This window comes from Pedobacter sp. AJM (assembly GCF_002197755.1).
Lineage (GTDB): Bacteria > Bacteroidota > Bacteroidia > Sphingobacteriales > Sphingobacteriaceae > Pedobacter.
Window position 1 is genome coordinate 90126 of sequence record NZ_NHOT01000001.1, and the last position, 21108, is coordinate 111233.

At 39.1% G+C, this 21108-nt stretch carries 16 protein-coding genes; 13 read left to right on the top strand and 3 right to left on the bottom strand.

From position 1 onward, the window contains the following. Positions 1–76 precede the first annotated feature (76 nt). Complete coding sequence (locus CBW18_RS00295; protein WP_088299273.1) at positions 77–2152, top strand: prolyl oligopeptidase family serine peptidase; 2076 nt, start codon at positions 77–79, stop codon at positions 2150–2152. On the opposite strand, the gene CBW18_RS00300 is transcribed toward CBW18_RS00295, so the two are convergent. Continuing rightward, complete coding sequence (locus CBW18_RS00300) at positions 2149–3783, bottom strand: ABC transporter substrate-binding protein (RefSeq protein WP_088299274.1); 1635 nt, start codon at positions 3781–3783, stop codon at positions 2149–2151. The genes CBW18_RS00295 and CBW18_RS00300 overlap by 4 nt on opposite strands. 46 nt (positions 3784–3829) lie before the next feature. Here CBW18_RS00300 and CBW18_RS00305 point away from each other — a divergent pair, with 46 nt between their 5' ends. Next, positions 3830–4282 (top strand): hypothetical protein, encoded by a 453-nt coding sequence (locus CBW18_RS00305; RefSeq protein ID WP_088299904.1) that lies wholly within the window; start codon positions 3830–3832, stop codon positions 4280–4282. 82 nt (positions 4283–4364) lie between these two features. Beyond that, on the top strand, positions 4365–5438 hold the full coding sequence (locus tag CBW18_RS00310) for a DUF2891 domain-containing protein (RefSeq protein WP_088299275.1): 1074 nt from the start codon (positions 4365–4367) through the stop codon (positions 5436–5438). Between the two features lie 102 nt (positions 5439–5540). On the opposite strand, the gene CBW18_RS00315 is transcribed toward CBW18_RS00310, so the two are convergent. Beyond that, complete coding sequence (locus tag CBW18_RS00315) at positions 5541–6128, bottom strand: autotransporter outer membrane beta-barrel domain-containing protein (RefSeq protein WP_088299276.1); 588 nt, start codon at positions 6126–6128, stop codon at positions 5541–5543. 227 nt (positions 6129–6355) lie between these two features. Continuing rightward, positions 6356–6877: an NADPH-dependent FMN reductase gene (locus CBW18_RS00320; RefSeq protein WP_088299277.1), complete on the bottom strand. Its 522-nt coding sequence runs from the start codon at positions 6875–6877 to the stop codon at positions 6356–6358. Between the two features lie 183 nt (positions 6878–7060). On the opposite strand from CBW18_RS00320, the gene CBW18_RS00325 reads away from it, so the two are divergent. The 10 genes from CBW18_RS00325 to CBW18_RS00370 all read left to right on the top strand — a co-directional run bounded on the left by CBW18_RS00325 (position 7061) and on the right by CBW18_RS00370 (position 21019). Then, on the top strand, positions 7061–7864 hold the full coding sequence (locus CBW18_RS00325; protein ID WP_088299278.1) for a ParA family protein: 804 nt from the start codon (positions 7061–7063) through the stop codon (positions 7862–7864). A gap of 7 nt (positions 7865–7871) precedes the next feature. Further along, entirely contained in the window at positions 7872–8780 is a 909-nt protein-coding gene (locus CBW18_RS00330) for a ParB/RepB/Spo0J family partition protein (RefSeq protein WP_088299279.1), read from the top strand. Then, complete coding sequence (locus CBW18_RS00335; RefSeq protein WP_088299280.1) at positions 8780–9493, top strand: DUF5683 domain-containing protein; 714 nt, start codon at positions 8780–8782, stop codon at positions 9491–9493. Before CBW18_RS00330 ends, CBW18_RS00335 begins: the two co-directional genes overlap by 1 nt. 69 nt (positions 9494–9562) lie before the next feature. After that, positions 9563–10297 carry a 4-hydroxy-tetrahydrodipicolinate reductase gene (gene dapB, locus CBW18_RS00340; RefSeq protein ID WP_088299281.1) on the top strand — a complete coding sequence of 245 codons (735 nt, stop codon included), beginning with the start codon at positions 9563–9565 and terminating at the stop codon, positions 10295–10297. Between the two features lie 159 nt (positions 10298–10456). After that, positions 10457–11650, top strand: coding sequence for a signal peptidase I (lepB, locus tag CBW18_RS00345; protein ID WP_088299282.1), 1194 nt, complete (start codon positions 10457–10459; stop codon positions 11648–11650). 397 nt (positions 11651–12047) lie between these two features. Beyond that, positions 12048–13235 (top strand): signal peptidase I, encoded by a 1188-nt coding sequence (lepB, locus tag CBW18_RS00350; RefSeq protein WP_088299283.1) that lies wholly within the window; start codon positions 12048–12050, stop codon positions 13233–13235. 138 nt (positions 13236–13373) lie between these two features. Next, on the top strand, positions 13374–14564 hold the full coding sequence (locus tag CBW18_RS00355; RefSeq protein ID WP_088299284.1) for an ROK family protein: 1191 nt from the start codon (positions 13374–13376) through the stop codon (positions 14562–14564). Between the two features lie 80 nt (positions 14565–14644). Then, the gene (locus CBW18_RS00360; protein ID WP_088299285.1) at positions 14645–17911 is read left to right on the top strand and encodes a SusC/RagA family TonB-linked outer membrane protein; all 3267 of its coding nucleotides are present in this window, start codon (positions 14645–14647) and stop codon (positions 17909–17911) included. A gap of 20 nt (positions 17912–17931) precedes the next feature. Then, positions 17932–19539: a SusD/RagB family nutrient-binding outer membrane lipoprotein gene (locus CBW18_RS00365; RefSeq protein WP_088299286.1), complete on the top strand. Its 1608-nt coding sequence runs from the start codon at positions 17932–17934 to the stop codon at positions 19537–19539. Positions 19540–19594: 55 nt separating this feature from the next. Beyond that, positions 19595–21019, top strand: coding sequence for an alpha-L-fucosidase (locus CBW18_RS00370; protein ID WP_088299287.1), 1425 nt, complete (start codon positions 19595–19597; stop codon positions 21017–21019). The last annotated feature ends 89 nt before the right edge of the window (positions 21020–21108 follow it).

The window sequence follows — 21108 nt, forward strand, 5'->3', positions numbered from 1 at the left end:
TTATAAAAAGAAATTTCCAGCCCTTTCCTTTTAATGGATAGGGCTTTTTTTGTAATTTATCATCAAACGTTAAACCATGAAGCATTTGTTTTTCGTACTGTTGTGCTGTTGTTCAACAAATATTTTTGCGCAGTCTTTTTCTGTTCAGTCGGTTCTGAGTTATCCCTTTCCATCTCAATTGGTGGCTTCCCCAAAGGGATCAAATGTGGCATGGACGGCAAATGAACAGGGCAAAAGAAATATTTATGTTGCAGGAGCACCAGACTATAAGGCCATAAAAATGACCAGTTATAACGAGGATGACGGACAGGAACTCACCAGCCTTTCGTTTTCTACGGATGGAAACTGGATTGTTTATGTCAGGGGGGGAGATCATGGAGGTAAAGACGGTGGACCTGTAAACGCGGCATCTGCTCCGCTTGCTCCAAAAATGCAGGTATTTTCGCTTAACCTTAAAAATCGAAATACGATCCCACTCGGCGAAGGTGATTATCCCCTGATTTCACCTGATGGTAAGTTAGTTATTTTTTCAAATGGCGGACAAGTTAAAAGTGTGCCAATAGATGGATCAACAGCGGCTAAACCGTTATTTTATGCCAAAGGAAACAATAGCGATTACAGATGGTCGCCGGACGGGAAGAAAATAGCTTTTGTTTGCAACCGGATGGATCATTCCTATGTAGGGATTTACACCGATCAGAAAACACCTGTTCAATGGCTGTTGCCTTCTTTTTCAAGAGATATTACGCCTTCCTGGTCGCCTGATGGAAATGAAATTGCTTTTATCAGACTGCCTGGCATTGGTTTGGAAACGGATTCCATTTTAACCCGAAAACATCAGCCATGGGCCATCTGGAAAGTTAATGTTAATAATGGCAAAGGGATGCAGCTTAACAAGGCACCTGAAACCATCAGGGGTTCATTTCCCGCCATGGAAGGAGGAGCCAATTTAATGTGGGCACATCAGAAAATCGTATTTACTTCTTATGAGGACGGCTGGCCACATCTATATGCGATGAATCCTGACGGATCGGGAAAAACCTTACTCACGCCGGGAAATTTTACTGTTGAAAATATCAAGCTGAGTAATGATTTAAAAACATTGGTATTTGCGGCCAATACGGGTCTAGATAAGGATGATCTGGACAGACGCCACATTTATCAGTCATCTGTAGATCAGCCCGGGATGAAGCCGCTTACTACCGGAAAAGGGATTGAGGCTTATCCTGTTATTTCGGGAGATGGTAAAAATGTATTCTGTTTAAGTGCTACTGCAAGTCAGCCTTTATTACCAGCGAGGATTGATCAGGGTAAAATCCATCTGATCGGAGCAGAGTTGCTTCCAACAGATTTTCCAACCAGCGCGCTGGTTAGCCCGGTTCATGTGAGTTTTAAGTCGGCAGATGGAAAAACAGTTTATGGGCAACTATTTTCTCCGAAAAAGACGGTTAAAAATCATCCTGCCATTGTTTATGTACACGGAGGACCACAGCGACAGATGATGCTGGGCTGGAACCCGATGGATTATTATTCCATCGATTATGCTTTGAACCAATACCTGGTAAACCTGGGTTTTACAGTGTTATCAGTAAATTACAGATTGGGTTTGGGTTATGGATATGATTTCCATAAGCCTTTACGGGCAGGGGCTCAAGGTGCTTCAGAATACCAGGATATTAAAGCTGCTGGTGAATGGCTGGCTCAACAGGCTAATGTAGATCCGGCAAGAATCGGTATTTATGGTGGATCATATGGTGGTTATTTAACTGCTTTGGCATTGGGAAAAGATTCCAGATTATTTGCGGCTGGGGTAGATATTCACGGCGTAAACAGCCGGTTTAGCAGTGTGGCAATGGAAGGTAAATTACCCACTCCCGATGCAGACCTTGCCGCAAAGATTGCAGGTGAATCTTCGCCCGTCGCTTATTTAAAAACGTGGACTTCACCAACACTAATTATCCATGCAGATGACGATCGTAATGTAGCCTTTAGCCAAAGTGTTGATTTAGTTAAACGATTTGAAGATAGGAAGTTCAACTTTGAATTCTTAGTTATTCCTGATGATACTCATCACTGGATGAAATTTTCCAATTCGGTTAAAGTCAGTGAAGTTACGGCTGATTTTCTTACACGTAAGCTGATGAAAAATTAATTCTTCTTAATGTTTTTTAAAATTATTAAGCTTAAAGCATTAAAAGCATAACCGCTGATGTTATTTTGAAGCATCACGACAGATTGATCATAAAATAACGGAACCACCGGCGATTGATCCATCACCAGCTGATCCATTTTCCGGTAAAGTTCAAAACGTTTTTCTGTATGGGTTTCGTAATAACTTTGCTCAAATAATTTGTCAAAATCCCGGTTATAAAAGGCAAAATAATTGGGTCCGTTAGGTACTTTATTTTTGGAATAAAACATCGAAAGGAAGTTTTCGCCATCAGCATAATCTGCCAGCCAGGAGCCTCTAAAGAAATTTACGTTATTCTTAGACATCAGATCTCTTAAACTTGCACTCGGACTCACATCAATTTTAACCTTCATCCCAATATTGGTCAGTTCGCCCTGAATAAATTCAATCAAATCTTTATAAGTGGTGGTGGTATTTAATGTGATTTCAGGTAAACCCTTGCCCTCCGGAAAACCAGCTTCTTTTAATAACCTGGCAGATAAAACAGGGTTGTAAGTGTAACCACGCACTGCTAAACTATCAAAGCCGGGCATGCCTTTCGGAATAAATCCTGACGTGGCCGCAATACCAATGCCATTTCTCAAATACCGGATTAATTTATCCCGGTCGATGGCGTAATTAATGGCTTGCCTGATCTTTTTTATTCTTAACGGCGATTGCTTTACAATGGTCAGATTAGTATCGACTAAAATACCTACATACTCCGTGCATAGATAGGGGCTTTTGGTTAAGGTGAATTTGTCTTTATATTTAGAAACCATTTTGCCACTCTTGGTTAGAATGTCATCGCGGTAGCTGCCATCAACATTATAATAAAAATCCAAATCCTTTTTCAGGAAACTCATAAAGCCACTTTGCTTATCGGTAATGAATGTTGCTTTTACGGCATCCAGATAAGGTAGCTTGGTTCCTTTTTGATCATGTTCAAAATAATGCTCATTCTTTAATAAAACCAGGATCTCGCCCTCTTTCCAGTACTTAAATTTAAAGGGGCCTGTGCCAATCGGGTGGCTTCTGAAATTTTTTCCGTAATGGGTAACTACTTCCTCAGGTACCACCGAACAATATTGTGTGGTTAACAAATTCATCAATGGAGGAAAGGGTTTTACCAGTTTAATCTGAAAAGTCGAATCATTTATGGCGATAAAATTACGCCTGTCTTTTACCTTATCGCTAAAAATCCATCCACCGGAAGAAGCCACTTTAGGGTCGATTAACCGGTAAAAACTATAACTGAAATCTTTGGCTACTACCTTTCTGCCTTTGCCGTTTTTAAAAATCGGATCATCATGAAAGTAAACATCATTGCGAAGATTAAAGGTATACGTCAAGGCATCCTCAGATATTTTCCAATTTTTAGCAATGCAGGGAACACTTTGAAGATTGGAATCGATCTGTACCAGGCCATTAAAAATCTGATTGCTCATCCAGATGGCATTCTGGTTGCGGGCAAAAGCCGGATCGATGGAGGTTAAGCCCTGATCGAGATTAATATTAAATGTTTTTTTATGATTATTTGAAGTATCCTGATGACATGAAACGAAAATAATGCTAATGAAAATCCAAAATATATAATTAAATGAGGCTCGCATGAAATAAGGATTGTTATTTTTGCACAAATTAATAAATTTAATGCAGATGTCTTTTTTAAACGATTTATTTATCGGCCTTGATGCTACAAAACGTGAAGATTTACAGGAACGTTTAGATATTGTGGAGCACAAAATTAAATTTATGGAAAAAGTGCCCGTGGCTGTGCTTGATGTAAGTAATATGCCGGGCTATTATTTTTCTGAAGAAATTGCCTTCGCTGGTGGAATGATAGAGGCAGATATCATGAGTGCCGTATTCATTATTTACTATCAGCCTGAAAAAACGCTGACCGATTTAATGCGGGAAGTGCCATCCCTGTTAAGTTCAGACTGGCAGGCGGTGAAAAACAACCGGATTATCTTGCTTAATGATGATGTTAACCGGGAGAGATCTGCTGAAAACGTAGTGTCTTTAATTGAAGATATGGCCGAAATGCTGCATCCTGGCTCGTTTATTTTTGGTCACGAAGGCGACAAGTGGATTCGTTTTGGCGCATAACAAAGGGGAAACAGAGGGCTGGTTTTGACGAAGAACGGCCAATAAGTCTACATCATCTAAATGCATCAAATTCAATTTCATCATGAAAAAACTTACATTAATCGTTATTCTTTTCTTTTCATCCTTGTTAGTCAGTGCACAAGTTGTTCCAACACTAACGGCAGATGTGGCTGATCAACTTTCAAGGATGCCTTTAGGATGCATCAGTCAGGAATTTCCCAATAAAACTTCTCATGTAGCCAATGCAGCTATAGATGGTCGATTGTTGCCCAGTGAATTACACCCTGCATTTTATGGCTGTTTAGATTGGCACAGTTCTGTGCATGGTCACTGGATGTTGATTCGGTTACTAAAAACCATTCCGGATTTAAAAAATAAGCCAGAAATTGTTGCCCATCTCAACAAAACCTTTACCCCAGAAAAAATGAGGGCGGAGGCCGAATATTTTACGAAATACCAGGTAGCCAATACCTACGAACGGACTTATGGATGGGCCTGGTTATTAAAACTTGATCAGGAATTGTATACCTGGGATAATCCTGACGCAAAGAAATGGTATGCGGCGTTGCAACCCCTTACGCAGCAAATTTTGAAACTTTGGAAAGCTTATCTGCCTAAACAAACTTATCCAAACCGGACGGGTGTTCATCCCAATACGGCGTTTGGTTTAGTTTTTGCCTTAGATTGGGCCAGGACTTTAAAGGATGCTGATTTTGAAAAGCAAATTGATGAGAAGGCTAAAGCCTTTTATCTGGATAATACTGCTACACCGGCATACCTCGAGCCGGATGGATCAGATTTCTTTTCGCCGAGCCTGGAGATAGCTGACTTAATGAGGCGGGTATTGCCGAATAAAGAATTTGTGCGTTGGTTAAATAAATTTTACGAAGAGAAAAGTATTAAACGCATCAGTGATCTACCAATCATTAGCGATATCAACGATTATCAGGGGGTTCACCTGGTTGGTTTATCGTTTACCCGGGCATGGTGTATGAAGGGAATCGCTCAAGAATTACCTCAAAACCATAAACTAAAAAAGCATTTTGAAGTTACAGCCAACCGGTTTTTAGCCAATGCCTTACCACTTGTTTTTGCCGGCAATTATGGTGGCGATCATTGGTTGGCCTCTTTTGCGGTTTATGCATTAGAAAAATAGTTTCTGAAGATTTGCATTAATCTTTTTTTTGGTAGAAATTGCGATTGTATCAGTAGAGGATCATGCGCTCGTTTCTAAAACGAGCGCAAGGGATAAATTACACTATTTTCGTCTGAATAAGCCAAAATTATACCTGAAACCGGCAACATAACTGGTATTGCTGTTTCCATTGCTGCCTTTAGCGAAGAACTCAATGTTATCGCCCTTTTTAAGTGGTAATTGATAACCTAATCCGTATGCCTGGTAAAAGCCATTTGTGGCAGATGTACCATTATTATAGCTGGATCCTGCACCTTGATAAGTGTAGTTAGTAGTTGAATAAGCTTCCTGATAACCAAGGTCGGCAGATAGATAAAACCGGCCAATATAATATTTGGCTCCTGCATAGATTGCATTTTGAAGAAATTTCATGTTTTTAAATTGCGATACGCCGTTGCTAACCATATTCGTTGATCCATCGGCATTTTTTTGCGTATAGGCAATATTTACGCCGGCAGTAAGCCCCCAGTTTTTATTCAGCCGGTATTCATAACCAACCTCTGCCCCGTAAACCGCGGCTTTAAGTGTGGCGTTATAGCCTGCAAAAGGTGAAACATGAACCGAATGTCTTACCAGTGAATCCTGTGCTTTGATTTTAGACATGCTGATTACTGTAATCAGCAGCATGAGAAGTATGTTTTTAGTTTTCATACGGCTAAAATATACCCGCTAAAACCATAAATGGATTTATTAACCTCGTTTAACTAAGTTTACAATAATTAACTTAATTTATGTTAAAAACATCGGCTAAATGGCCTTTCCATTGCTGTTTTGATTTTCTCTTTGCGCCACCGCCCGTTAAAGACTAAGGCTTATTTTTTATTTGACAGGCCAATATCTTAACCCTCCTGGTTTTTTATGCCCCAGGTCATAAATCCTTAAAACCTAAGAAACTTATCAATCTGCTCGTGCGTAAACCTAATGGTATCTTCCTGGATCAAATTTCCGGATGAATCCAGTTCCAGTTTAATGTTCGGAATATGAATGCGGAGGGGCAGTACATTCAGGTGAATGTAATGGCAAACGCCGGTGAAATGATCAATTCCGCGAATGTTTCCATATTTACCTGAAGAAATGCCAACCAGGCAGGCCTTTTTATCATAAAAGCTGCCAGGGAAATCACAGGCATCAATCAATACCTTCAGCACGCCCGGAAAGCTGCCATTGTATTCAGGAATGATAAAAATAAATTTGGTTGTTTGTGTAATCAGGTCCTGTATTTTTTGAAAAGCGGTTGAGCGCTTGCCAAACATGTCCGTGTTCAATACATCGGCAGGCAAATGTTCAAGACTAAATACATTTACGTTTTCACCTCGCTGATGCAACTGTGCTTGATAATAATTGGCAACTTTTAACGTATTGCTATTGGGCCTGTTGGTGGCGGCTATTATAGTGATCATGGATGAATTGTTAATAAGATGTTCAAAACCCGGAAACCCTTATTGCTAAAATTGCCATATAGTTTGTATCTTAGCTGATTGAGAAAAAGGGTGTAAACAACGCAAAAATAGAACTTTTTGCCGATTAAAAGGCATAAAATAAACAACGCCCAAATAAACGTTAAGTAAATTTCGGATAGATAGATGAGCAAAATTATTGCATTAGCAAATCAAAAAGGTGGTGTTGGTAAAACAACTTCATCTATAAACCTGGCTGCCAGTTTAGCCGTATTAGAATACAAAACTTTATTGGTAGATGCTGATCCTCAGGCGAATTCAACATCAGGTATTGGCTTCGATCCCCGGAATATTAAAGATAGTATATACGAATGCATCATCAATGATATCGACCCGGCTCAGGCTATTCAGAAAACGGAAACGCCAAACCTGGATTTATTGCCCGCGCATATTGATCTGGTGGGTGCCGAAATTGAGATGATAAACCTCAATAACCGTGAATATAAAATGAAGGCGGTTTTAGAGAAGATTAAAGATCAGTATGATTTTATCATTATTGACTGTTCCCCATCTCTGGGTTTAATTACCATTAATGCCTTAACCGCTGCCGATTCAGTAATCATACCGGTTCAATGTGAGTATTTTGCACTCGAAGGTTTAGGGAAATTATTGAATACCATTAAGATTGTACAAAACCGTTTAAATCCTGACCTGGAAATAGAAGGCATTTTACTCACCATGTATGATGTGCGTTTACGTTTATCAAATCAGGTAGTAGAAGAAGTGAGAACACATTTCCATGAATTGGTTTTTGATACCATCATTCAGCGGAATACGCGTTTAAGTGAAGCGCCGAGTTATGGCGTATCTGTTATCATGCACGATGCAAACTGTAAAGGTGCCATTAATTACCTCAACCTGGCCAGAGAGATTGTGAAGAAAAATGGCCTGTTAAAGGAAGAAGAAAATATTGATACTGCAACTTTATAAATTATAGATGACATCTTTTCAGCGAAAAACAGGTTTAGGAAGAGGATTAAGTGCGCTTTTAGATGATAGCGAATCCGCTCATCCCCCAAAGCAGCAGGTCAATGCGGTAAGCGAAACCGAGCAGATCGGCAATATCAGTCATGTGAGTTTAACGGAAGTGGAAACCAATCCATATCAGCCGCGTACAGAGTTTGATCAGGTTGCTTTAAATGAATTGGCAGACTCGATCAAGATTCAGGGCTTGATTCAGCCCATTACCGTTCGTAAACTTGGTGCCAACAAATACCAACTAATATCGGGTGAGCGTAGGTTCAGGGCTTCAAAATTAGCCGGTTTAACACAAATCCCGGCTTACATCCGCAGTGCTAACGACCAGCAAATGCTGGAAATGGCATTGATTGAAAATATCCAGCGGGAAAACTTAAATGCAATTGAGGTGGCCCTGAGTTTTCAGCGGATGATTGATGAGGTTGGCTTAAAACAGGAACAATTAGGTGAGCGTGTAGGAAAAAACCGAACCACGGTAACCAATTACCTTCGCTTACTGAAACTTCCGCCAGCCATTCAGGCTTCTATCCGTGATCAGAAAATTTCGATGGGGCATGCAAGGGCACTAATCAATGTTGATGGGGTGGATAAGCAGTTATTTATTCACCAGGAAATTTTAGAAAAAGGTTTATCTGTTCGTAAGGTGGAAGAATTGGTCAGAAACCTGCAACACGCGCCTTTAAAAGCCGAAGAGAAACAAAAAACAAAGGGTGCTTCCTTTCAGTATCAGAAACTGCAGGATGATTTAGCCTCTAAGTTTGCCACCCGGGTAAAATTAAAAGTAAGTCAGAATGGTAAGGGAGCAATTGAAATTCCTTTCATGAGTGATGATGATTTAAACAGAATCTTAGAATTATTAGACTGGTAATGCGTATCCTCAAGTTTTTAATTCTGGTTTCTTTCTTTACATTTTTTCTTGTAAATCTGGCTACTGCACAGGTAAGAGATACGGTGTTAAAACAACCCGATACGCTGAAAAGCAGTAAAGATAAGCCGGTAAAGCTTGATTCGCCAAAAGTAATGTCGCGGCGCGATTCTGCAAAAGCCAGATATGTTAATCCAGGAAAAGTGGCAGGGAGAAAGGCAGTGTTCAGATCAATGATTATTCCCGGCTGGGGACAATTGTACAACATGTCATTGCTTAATGATGGATATGGAACGAGGGCGGGTAAAAGCCAGACGCTTCAAAAAATCTATACTTCCGGTAAAATTGTGGCTATTTATGGTGGTTTTACTGCGCTCACCTTATCTTATATCGATAGTAGGAAAAACTACAATCGTTTTTTGAATGAGGCACAATATCGCGCAGCAAATCCTCAGAAAAAATTAGACTTAACTCAATATTCTGATCAGGGTGTATTAGATGGGAAAAGTCTTTATAAAAGAAATTCCCAGATCGTGATTTTCTCTTATGGATTGCTTTACGCAGCAAATATCGTAGATGCCTACGTGGCTGCCCGCTTACACTTTTTTAACATTGATGATAACCTGACTTTTCAGGTTCATCCTACAGTAATCAGTAACAATACCATGTATGGTTTTAATGCTGCACCGGCACTAAAACTGTCTTTAACATTTTAATAAATAGGAAACCATCGCGGTAATTGAGATTAAGATGGATTCATCACTTTTAACAATAAAATAATACAGATGAAAATAGCACTTTTAGGTTATGGCAAAATGGGGCAGATTATTGAAAAATTTGCGCTGGAACGTGGTCATGAAATCGTGTTAAAAATATCAATAGAAAATCGTGAAGATTTAAACAGGCAAAATTTAAAAAATGCCGATGTAGCCATTGATTTCAGTACACCTGATTCAGTGTTGGGCAACATTGATGCTTGTTTTGATGCCAATGTGCCGGTAGTAGTGGGTACAACTGGCTGGTACGGAAAATTGCAGGAAGTAAAAAATGATTGTGATATCAGTAACAATACCCTGCTTTATGGTTCCAACTTTAGTATCGGTGTCAATCTTTTTTTTAAACTGAATCAAACTTTAGCAAAGCTGATGAACAACTATCCGGCCTATGATGTGCAGGTGGAAGAAATTCACCATACCCAGAAGCTGGATGCGCCAAGTGGTACAGCCATTACCATTGCAGAAGGAATTGTAGATCATTTAGAACGTAAATCGGAATGGCTAAATGAAGTGGTGGGCACAGATGTAGAATTGTTTCCAAAGACAGATCAGTTACTGATTGAATCTCACCGAATTGAAAACATACCTGGTACACATACCGTGATTTATAGTAGCGAAGTAGATGAAATTGAAATTAAACATACCGCACATAGCAGAGCAGGTTTTGCCCTGGGGGCAGTCGTTGCAGCAGAATGGTTAAAAGATAAAAAAGGATTTTTCAGCATTACCGATATATTTGAATAGAAGTTAAATGAATAAAAGACTGTTTTGTTATTGATCTGGGTAATCATTCAATTTGTGTAATTAACAGCCGAGGTGATGAACAGAAAAATAAAAACAGTATAATTATAAAATAATGCAGATAATAGTTACCGGATTTACCGTTAACCAACAGATAAAAATATGAACTACAAATTCTGGCAGAAAAAAAAAGATGCCACAAAGAAGAAAAAAACCAAAACCCGTGAATGGGTAGATGCCATTGTTTTTGCGGTAGTAGCGGCAACCATCATTCGTGTTTTCTTTATTGAGGCTTACACCATCCCGTCCGGATCAATGGAACGCTCCTTGTTAATCGGCGATTTTCTTTTTGTGAGTAAGGTAAATTATGGTGCACGTATCCCGATGACGCCGGTTGCTTTTCCCTTTGCGCATCATACCATGCCATTAACCACTTCTACAAAAGCTTACTGGGATGGTGTTCAATGGAAGTATCGCCGGTTGCCAGGTTTATCTGATATCCAAAGAAATGATGTAGTGGTTTTTAATTTTCCTGAGGGAGATACGGTCGCCGTTGAAAAGCAAGATGCCAGTTATTATGATCTCGTAAGGATGAGCGGCAGGGAACAGGTGAGAAATACCTATACCATTATCGACAGACCTGTTGATAAACGTGAAAATTACATTAAGAGATGTATTGGTATTTCAGGTGATGTGGTCTCCATGTCGGCTGGTGTGGTGAGTATAAATGGTAAATCTGAACCCATTAAAAGTACAGGAATGATGCCTTACCGCATTGAGTTTAAAACCATGGACTTTAACTACTCTGCATTGGATGAATACAAACTTGATTTAGGAAGCAGTCCGGCAATTGCCGCAAACACTTACATTGTGAACGCATCTCCGGAAATTGTAGCAAAACTTAAAACACTCGATTTTGTAAAATCTGTGGTGATGAACCCTGATCCTGTTGGAGAAGAAGCCGGTGGTATTTTTCCTCACGATCCAAAAAGACCATGGAACAGGGATAATTTTGGTCCGATTAAAATCCCTGCAAAAGGGTGGACAGTTAAGATTGACAGCAACACAATGCCGCTTTATTACCGTGCCATCAGGACATATGAGGGAAATAAAGTAGAGCAGAAGGGTGGCGTTTGGTACATCAACGATAAAGTGGCCACCAGCTATACCTTTAAAATGAATTACTACTGGATGATGGGGGATAACCGCCATAACTCTGCAGATTCAAGGTATTGGGGCTTTGTGCCTGAAGACCACGTTGTAGGTAAAGCCCTATTTATCTGGATGAGTTTTGATAGCGAAGGTTCATTCTTGCATAAAATAAGGTGGAGCAGGTTATTCAGAGGGATCCACTAATCCCGGATTAAAAGTTAAGAAGCGTTTTGATGTCAATCAAAGCGCTTTTTTTATGGGCCATAAATGTAAGCAGTCCCTATCTGCCTGTCGGCACCTTTCACCAGGGAGGGAAAGGGCGTGTAGTACGTAACTAGCAATTAGAAGGCCTGGTTCGGTTAACAATGGATGTAGTGATTAAAAACGGAGGTATCCATCTTATCTCTGGCTGACAGTAGCGATGTGAAGGCGTATTTTAATGCAACCTTGGTCTTTTGTTACTTTATGGGCCAGGCCAAAAGTAAAGCCCTTCGGCGGTTAGTTGAGGCAAGTGAACGCACAGGGAAAAATAGCACATCACTACATGCCTGTAACAAAAAAACTTTCTCTTCATCTAAAACCCATTGTATCAATCATTATTATGAACTGGAAAATCTGGAAAAAGAAAAATGATCATAAAAAGAAGAAAACCAAAACCCGGGAATGGGTAGATGCGATTGTTTTTGCAGTAGTGGCAGCAACAATTATTCGTGTTTTTTTTATTGAAGCCTATACCATTCCTTCAGGGTCAATGGAAAGATCACTTTTAATAGGTGATTTTCTTTTTGTCAGTAAAGTAAATTATGGTGCCCGAATCCCCATGACCCCTGTAGCATTTCCTTTTGCTCACCATACCATGCCCTTAACTGGTACCAAAGCATTTTGGGATGGTATTCAGTGGAAATATCACCGTTTACCCGGTTTATCTGAAATCAAAAGAAATGATGTGGTGGTTTTCAATTTACCGGTAGGAGATACGGTGGCTCTTGAAAATCAGGAACCCAGTTATTATAATTTGATTCGTCAGTCTGACTGGAAAACTGTAAACAGCCAATATACCGTCACCAGCAGGCCTGTAGATAAAAGAGAAAATATCATTAAAAGATGTATAGGAATTCCTGGTGATGTAGTTGCGATGAAAAATGGCATAGTAAGCATTAATGGTAAAATAGACCCCTTAAAAAATACAGGTCAGATGCCTTATAAAATTAAATTAACCACAGCCAATGTTAATCTTGAGGTATTCAGCAATTTGGGATTTAAAGTCAGTGAAATGCAACAGCTTGACGGAGAGACCTACATCGCCAATGCCACTTCGGAAATGATTCAGAAATTAAAGCCGCTTGATTTTGTAAAATCTGTTGAACTATCTGTAACGCCATCTACTGCTAATGATGGTGATCTTTTCCCGCTGGATCCAAATCGAAAGTGGAATGTGGATAATTTTGGCCCGGTCAAAATTCCTGCAAAAGGCTGGATGGTAAAAATTGATAGCAATACCATGCCGCTTTATTACAGGGCCATCAGAACTTATGAAGGAAATAAGGTAGAACAAAAAGGTGGTGTTTGGTATATCAATAATCAGCCCGCCACTACTTATACTTTTAAAATGAATTACTATTGGATGATGGGTGATAACCGCCACAACTCTACAGATTCAAGATATTGGGGCTTTGTTCCTGAAGATCATGTAGTTGGAAAAGCATTATTTATCTGGATGAGTTTTGATGCTGATGCTTCTTTTTTTCATAAAATCAGATGGAGCAGATTGTTCAAAAGTATAAATTAAACTAAACGATAACCAAACAAAAAAAGGCTTGAAGTAATTCAGGCCTTTTTTTGTTTGGGAAAATACTTTTAAAAAAAATTAATAAGTCGGATAATGTTTTAAAAATATTTATTAAGTTTGTTGATAAACCAAATAAAAATGTCAGTAATTATTGAGAAAGGTCAGCGGCTTCGGGCTGATATTATCAAGCATCTTTATTATAAAAAGGCTTTATCCTTAACAGACTTAAGTAAACTCACCAAAAAAAGTTTGCCGCTGGTTACTGCTATTGTAAATGGTTTAATAGCAGAAGGTTATATTCTTGAACAAGGACTTGCGCCATCCACGGGAGGCAGACGGGCATCCATCTATTTACTAAATCCCGATCACCAGAAATACATCATAGCGGTGGCAATGGATCAGCTGATTACCAGGCTTACCATATATGATTTATCCAGAAGGGTGATTTTACCGATTGAACACCTTGATCTGAACATGTCTGATTCTTTTCAAGATGTGGACGTACTCGCTGACTTCATTAGCAATAGTATTCAAAAATCCAAAATCAAGCGTAATGATATCATTGGCGTTGGAATTGGTATGCCGGGTTTCGTAAATACACAATTGGGTATCAATTCTTCGTTCCTGTTTGTTGAAAGTGGTGAAACGCTTCAGGAATATCTTTCGAAAAAAATAAATCTTCCCGTATCGATAGACAATGACTCCAGTTTAATTGCCCTGGCTGAGCTCAATTTTGGTGAAGCAATTGATTTACAGGATGTGATGGTGGTAAACATAGGATGGGGTACGGGATTAGGCATGATTGTAAATGGAAAGCTTTATCGTGGAAGTCGAGGTTATGCAGGTGAGTTCAGTCATATTCCCTTATCCGATAGCAATAATCTATGTGCCTGTGGAAAAAGAGGTTGCCTGGAAGTAGACACATCTTTGCTGGTGATGGCTGAGAAAGCAGAACGGGCGCTGGAAGAAGGTGCCGAATCCAGCATGTCCATACTCTTTAAAGATAAAACCAAACATCCTAGAGATCATTTTTTAGATGCTGTAGAAGCGCAGGACCCATTAGCCATTTCTATTCTTTCCAAAGCCGCATTTCAGATTGGAAAAGGGCTTTCCACCTTAATGCACCTGTTAAATCCGGAGTGTGTGGTGCTGAGTGGAAGAGGGGCTAAAGTAGGAAAAATGTTTTTGCCATCTATTCAGCAGGCCATTAATCAGTTTTGCATGCCTCGTATTTCGGAATTTACAACTATAAAATTATCAACACTGACTGATGAGGCTGAACTTTTGGCTGCAGCCAGTTTAATGGTCGAGAACAGTCAATTCGAATAAGTAAACAAACCTAACAAATAAATAGCAAGTAAAGTAGAACGCGTATCCAATCAACTAATAACCCTAAACAACAAAGAATTATGAAAAAAATGTACTTAAGGTGCTTAAGTATACTGTTGTTAACTTTGTTAACAATAACATCTTACGCACAAACAAGCATCTCCGGAACGGTGAGAGATGCTTCTGGTCCTCTTCCTGGGGTCAGTATTTCTATCAAAGGCACATCTAAAGTTACCCAAACAGATGGGAACGGAAAGTTCTCCATCGCTGTAAATGCTAAAGAAGCGCTGGTTTTTACTGCTATTGGATATGCAAAACAAGAAATTGTATATGGCGGTCAAACAACATTAAACGTAACCCTGAAGGAAAGTTCCAATCAATTGGATGAAGTGAATGTGGTAACCACTGCGCTGGGTATCAAGAGACAAGAAAAATCTCTGGGATATGCTGTAAGTACAGTAACGGCGAAACAATTAACGGAAGCAGGTAACACCAATTTTGCATCGGCATTGTATGGTAAAGCTGCGGGTGTAAAAGTGACCACTGCGCCAGGTGGTGCCAGTAGTGCGGTAAATGTTCAGATTCGCGGCATTAACTCTATTAATTACAACCAGCAACCTTTATATGTAGTGGATGGTGTAATGATTAGAAATGATGGACAGAATGGAGCTACAGGTGCAAACAATAACAACTATTGGGATGACCAACGTGTGCGCGGTAACGGTATTTTAGATATCAACCCTGCAGATATTGAGAGCCTGACCGTTTTAAAAGGTGCAAGTGCATCCGCATTGTATGGTTCTGATGCAGCCAGTGGTGTGGTGGTAATCACGACTAAAAAAGGTTCTAAAAACCGCGGATTAGGAATTGATTTCAACTATCAGGGATCAATAGACCAGGTTGCATTTTTACCAAACTTTCAAAATACCTATGGACCAGGTTACGACAGAGAAACTAACGTAGCCAATGGTGCAACGGAAGAAGGATGGATTGCAGATCCGCTCTCACCAACAGGATTAAGGCCATATTTCAGGGCTTATGCCAACTTCGGGCCTAAAATGGAAGGTCAGCAAGTGAGATGGTGGGATGGATCAATTCGTTCTTATTCACCACAGCCAAATAATTACAAAGATGTTTATCAGGATGGTTATACCTCAAATGCAAACGTTGCTATTTCTAATCAAACAGATGCATTGAATTATCGTTTTTCAGCATCACGCTTAGATTATAAAGGAACGCAACCAGGAAATACAGGATCAAAAAATTCATTCAACTTAAACTCTACAATCAAATTAGCACCAAAATTATCTGCTGACGTAATTGTAAGTTATGTAAATACTAAAACCATTAATAGGCCATATCAATTAGGACAGGTATTAGGTTCGTTTGCAGGATTCTTTAGCCGTGCAGAAGATATGGGGCTGATGAAGGAAAAATACCAAACCAGCAATGGCTATAAATATTCAACATTCGATCAACCAAACCGTCCGGAGCCGTTTGTTTACAATATCAGAGCAACAAACTTATTAGATTTTTATTGGCAACAATTAAAAAACCAGTATACTGAAAATGAAAACAGGTTATTGTCAAGTTTTACCTTAAATTATGATTTTGCCAAAAACTTAAAATTTAGGGGGCGTATTGGTAATGATTATACCAGCTTAAAAGCGGAGAACAGACAGTTCACAGAAATTCCTAGTGCGCTGAATGGCAACACCAGTACTGGTGCTTATACCACAAACCAAGGTCAGTATGCGATATTGTATGGAGATGCATTGGTGACCTATTCAAATAAAATTGGGGAAGATTTCGGCTTGTCATTAAGCGGAGGTTATCAGGGCAGAAAAGAAACCTATAAAGATTTAAAATCAAATACAAGGGATGGTTTGGTAACGGAGAATTTCTTTGCCTTATCAAATTCATTTAATGTGGCTGAAACAACAGAAGCAAGAAAAGAACAATTAAAATATGCTTATTTAGGGATAGCAAACTTTAGCTATAAAGATTTCCTTTTTGTGGAAGCAACCGGCAGAAGAGAATATGTTTCTACTTTGCCGCCACAAAATAATCAGTATTCTTACTTCTCTGTCAACAGTGGATTTGTATTCAGTGATGTAGTAAAACTTCCGTCATTCTGGGATTATGGTAAATTGAGAGCATCATATGGTGTAGTAGGTAATGCGCCTCCAATATACGAAGCGAATATTGCTTATACCCAAAATTCCCTTCAAACCATCAATGGATCAGTACCATCTATCCTGGCACCTAGATCATATGGTAATCTTAACCTATTGCCTGAAAAGAAACATGAAGCTGAATTTGGACTGGAAACCCGTTTCTTAAAAGGAAGATTAGGATTTGATTTTAGTTATTATGATAATAAAATCAAAAACCAGATTTTACCACTTGACATCTCAGCAACTAATGGTGCACAAAGCCAGATTGTAAATGTTGGTGAGATCGGTAACAGAGGATTCGAAATAGCTTTAAATGCAACGCCAATAACAGGAAAGTTTAGATGGGACACACGATTAAATTTCTCGACCAATAAATCTAAAGTTAACTCTTTAAAAGATGCTAATTCTGAAATCAACTTCTATAGTTCTGATCAGGCCACTGCTAAAATTGTAGCAAGAGCAGGTGAAGATCTTGGAAATATTTACATTCGTCCACGTAAGACTGACGCAAATGGAAACTACCTGATCAATGATGATGGCTTCTATGTAATGGATAATTCAGTATACGTAAAAGCTGGAAATATTATGCCTAAAGCAGTTGGTGGATTTTCAAATACCTTTAGTTATGGTAACTTTTCTTTAGATTTTACAATCGATTATCGCTTCGGTGGTAAAATGATCGCACCTAACTTAAAGTATATGCGTGGTGCAGGTATGCTGGAGAATTCAATGGAGTTTAGAGATGCTGAAAATGGTGGAATTTCTTATACCAGCAACGGCAAAACTTATAATGACGGTGTACTTTTACAAGGTGTAAATCAAACAACTGGCTTGCCAAATACCAAAATCCTTTCAGCAGCTGATTATTACATCACTACTTACAATTGGGGTGAAGGATCGCTAACTGAAGCAGAGATATTCAAAAATAACTATATCAAAATGAGAGAAATTACGCTAGGTTATAAAATACCTTCAACTTTTACCAAAAAGATAGGCATTACCAACATGCGTTTTTCTTTAATCGGACGTAACTTATTCTATATCCACCGCACATTAAAAGATTTGGATCCTGAAGCACCACTAGGTAATAAATGGTGGTCGCAGGGTGTTGACGTAGGTTCTACCGCTGCATCCAGAAACTTTGGTTTCTCTTTAAATGCAAACTTTTAATCAGATAAGAAAAAAGAATTATGAAAAAGTTAATCATAAAAGCAAGCTTTCTTTTAATTGCAATAACAACTGTGGTTGGTTGTAAAAAGAACCTTGATGAAAAATTTAATAATCCAGAAAAAGTTCTGGATCCTAGTGTGACCGGGCTATTTACAGGTATGTTAAATAATGACAGGGTAGCGGCAAAATATTGGAATGTACGAACGTTTCTAACACAAATGCCTGGCGTATATGCACAAACCAGCTATATCGCAAATGGAAATACCATTTATCAGCAAAGTGATGGTTACTCTCAGCAATACTGGGATGATTTTTATAGCACTGGTGGTAATGGTAGTGGTGTAATGGCACAATACAGAACGATGGAAACGAAATATAATACGCTTTCTGCGGCAGATCAGGCCAGTCAAAAAGTAATTATGCAAGCAGCAAAAGTAGTATTAATAGAGCAGGCGGCTAAGATGGTTGATTTGTGGGGTGATATTCCATTTTCAGCAGCTGGAAGTTTAAATACTACAAGTACAATCAACAACCCTAAATATGATGAACAAAAAGCATTATATACATCATTTATTGCTGATTTAGATGCGTTAGGAACCTATTTTAATACTAATACTACAACTGCTGCATTTTCAAAATCGGATATTTTATTGAAGGGAAATATGAATATGTGGGCACGTTATGCTAATTCTCTACGCTTAAGGTTATTAATGCGCATATCCAGAACTGATGAAGCGACTGCAAGGACTGCGATATTGGCCATGTTAGCTAATCAAAATACCTACCCCTTGGTAGATGGTGGCAATGTGGGAACTTATAATCCAGCAGCTTCTGATATTTTACTTACACCACTCACAAATAGTTCCAGTGATTTGCGTGATGCATTCTTTGAAGGTAGCTGGTATGCAACTGATTATGCATTAAATACGGTAATGTTACCAGCAAATGATCCGCGTATTCCGGTAATTTATGATAAATATGGGCGTACTGTCAAAATTAATAACCAAGATGTTTTTGTTCCAAATGCGACTTATAGAGCAATGCCAATTACTTTTACCACTGCTCAACAAGAGGCTGGTTTTGCTGATTATGCTGTTCTAGATTCGGCAACCTTCTTGTTTAACCAAAAACTTCCTGGAATTTTAATTACAGCTTCTGAAGTAAACTTTATCAAAGCGGAAGCTTTTGAAAGATGGGGAAGTACAACTGATGCAAAAACGGCCTATGATAATGCGTTAAGACAATCAGTAACTTTCTATCATTACTTAAACAATTTAAACCAAGGTGGTGGCTTCAAAAATGTAGCTGCTCCTGCAACTTCAGTTGTAGATACCTGGGTTAATTCATCAACAGCTACTTATGCAGGTTCGTCAGCTGCAAAACTTACTCAGATTTACACGCAAAAATGGTTACACTATGGTGTATTACAATCAACGGAAGCATGGTCTGAATATAGACGAACTGGTTTCCCGGTATTAACATTTCCAACAACCGGAAAGTTATCCGGTTTTGATACCCCTCCAACAAGATTAATTTATCCTGCGAAGGAAAAAACACTTAACAGCGAAAACTATCAGGCTGTTGTTTCAAAAGATACCCGGAAAACCAAAATATTCTGGATGCCTTAATTAAATGATTCACTAATCCCAGTCACTAAAATGGCTGGGATTTTTATATTTACACATGAATAAAAAATTACTTTTAGTGCTGACTCTCGGATTCTGTGCCAACCTTCTTTATGCCCAACGCCATGATATTGTAAAAGAATCTACCACTTATGAATGGCCCAAAGATCCATTGGTAAAAGAAAAGCTGGATCACTGGCAGGATAAAAAGTTCGGTATGATTATCCACTGGGGGTTGTACGCTGTTCCTGGAATTATCGAATCATGGTCCATCTGCTCCGAAGACTGGATTGAAAGAGACACCACCATTTCCTATGAAGATTATAAAAAAGCTTACTGGGATTATAGTAAGCAATTTAACCCTACTAAATTTAATCCTGAACAATGGTCGGCGGCTGGCAAGGCTGCAGGGATGAAATACCTGGTTTTTACCACCAAGCATCACGATGGTTTCGCCATGTTTGATACCAAACAAAGTGATTTTAGTATTGCCAAAGGGCCTTTTGCCAATAACCCCAAAGCTGATGTAGCGAAATATGTTTTTGATGCCTTTAGAAAAGATGGCTTTATGATTGGTGCCTACTTTTCTAAACCAGACTGGCACTCGCAATACTACTGGTGGCAAAAATACGCCACGCCCGATCGAAATAATAATTACGATATCAAAAAATACCCATGGCGCTGGAATATGTTCAAATCATTTACGTATAACCAGATTGGCGAATTAATGAATAATTATGGAAGTATTGATATTCTCTGGCTGGATGGTGGCTGGGTTCGTCCGCTGGAAACAGTGAATGAAGAAGTACTTTCATGGGGTGCACCAATCCCGAAATGGAGTCAGGACATTGATATGCCAAAAATAGCGACCATGGCGAGAAAGGCGCAACCTGGTTTACTGATGGTAGATCGTACCGTTCATGGTCCTTATGAAAACTATCAGACACCTGAACAAAAAATTCCTGATACACAACTGGATCATCCATGGGAAAGTTGTATGACTTTGGGTGGTGCATGGGGTTTCGTGCCTAATGACCAATATAAGCCGGCTGGCGAGGTAGTACATAAATTAGTGGAAATTGTAGCCAAAGGAGGTAGTTTGCTTCTTGGAATCGGCCCTAAACCAGATGGGACACTACCCGACGAGGTGACTCAGAAATTAAGTGAAATCGGGAAATGGACTTCCAAAAATGGACAAGCCATTTACAATACCCGAATCACCAAAAACTATCACGACGGACAAACCTGGTTTACACAAAGTAAGGATGGCAAAAAGCGTTTTGCAATCTATTGTATTCATGCAGATGAGGCTATTCCTGGTATAATAAAATGGCGCAATAATATACCGAAAAAAGGTACTGACGTTCTTCTTTTATCAACAGGTAAGAAAGTGAAATGGCAAAATGTAGGTGGTGAAATTATTTTATCCTTACCGAAGCTTGAAAAAACTGCTGCCCTGGCTTTTGAATTTATTCCGCAGTAAAAAAGACTGTAAGTGGTGCCAATGTATTACATTTCACGGCAAAAAATTATGATGGTGCTACCGCCCAGGCGATCAATGCAGGCCTGGAT

Bases quoted from the DNA above. Each gene is read 5' to 3' on its own strand.
- CBW18_RS00295 (WP_088299273.1), top strand. From the start codon at position 77: ATGAAGCATTTGTTTTTCGTACTGTTGTGCTGTTGTTCAACAAATATT.
- CBW18_RS00300 (WP_088299274.1), bottom strand. From the start codon at position 3,783: ATGCGAGCCTCATTTAATTATATATTTTGGATTTTCATTAGCATTATT.
- CBW18_RS00305 (WP_088299904.1), top strand. From the start codon at position 3,830: ATGTCTTTTTTAAACGATTTATTTATCGGCCTTGATGCTACAAAACGT.
- CBW18_RS00310 (WP_088299275.1), top strand. From the start codon at position 4,365: ATGAAAAAACTTACATTAATCGTTATTCTTTTCTTTTCATCCTTGTTA.
- CBW18_RS00315 (WP_088299276.1), bottom strand. From the start codon at position 6,128: ATGAAAACTAAAAACATACTTCTCATGCTGCTGATTACAGTAATCAGC.
- CBW18_RS00320 (WP_088299277.1), bottom strand. From the start codon at position 6,877: ATGATCACTATAATAGCCGCCACCAACAGGCCCAATAGCAATACGTTA.
- CBW18_RS00325 (WP_088299278.1), top strand. From the start codon at position 7,061: ATGAGCAAAATTATTGCATTAGCAAATCAAAAAGGTGGTGTTGGTAAA.
- CBW18_RS00330 (WP_088299279.1), top strand. From the start codon at position 7,872: ATGACATCTTTTCAGCGAAAAACAGGTTTAGGAAGAGGATTAAGTGCG.
- CBW18_RS00335 (WP_088299280.1), top strand. From the start codon at position 8,780: ATGCGTATCCTCAAGTTTTTAATTCTGGTTTCTTTCTTTACATTTTTT.
- dapB (WP_088299281.1), top strand. From the start codon at position 9,563: ATGAAAATAGCACTTTTAGGTTATGGCAAAATGGGGCAGATTATTGAA.
- lepB (WP_088299282.1), top strand. From the start codon at position 10,457: ATGAACTACAAATTCTGGCAGAAAAAAAAAGATGCCACAAAGAAGAAA.
- lepB (WP_088299283.1), top strand. From the start codon at position 12,048: ATGAACTGGAAAATCTGGAAAAAGAAAAATGATCATAAAAAGAAGAAA.
- CBW18_RS00355 (WP_088299284.1), top strand. From the start codon at position 13,374: ATGTCAGTAATTATTGAGAAAGGTCAGCGGCTTCGGGCTGATATTATC.
- CBW18_RS00360 (WP_088299285.1), top strand. From the start codon at position 14,645: ATGAAAAAAATGTACTTAAGGTGCTTAAGTATACTGTTGTTAACTTTG.
- CBW18_RS00365 (WP_088299286.1), top strand. From the start codon at position 17,932: ATGAAAAAGTTAATCATAAAAGCAAGCTTTCTTTTAATTGCAATAACA.
- CBW18_RS00370 (WP_088299287.1), top strand. From the start codon at position 19,595: ATGAATAAAAAATTACTTTTAGTGCTGACTCTCGGATTCTGTGCCAAC.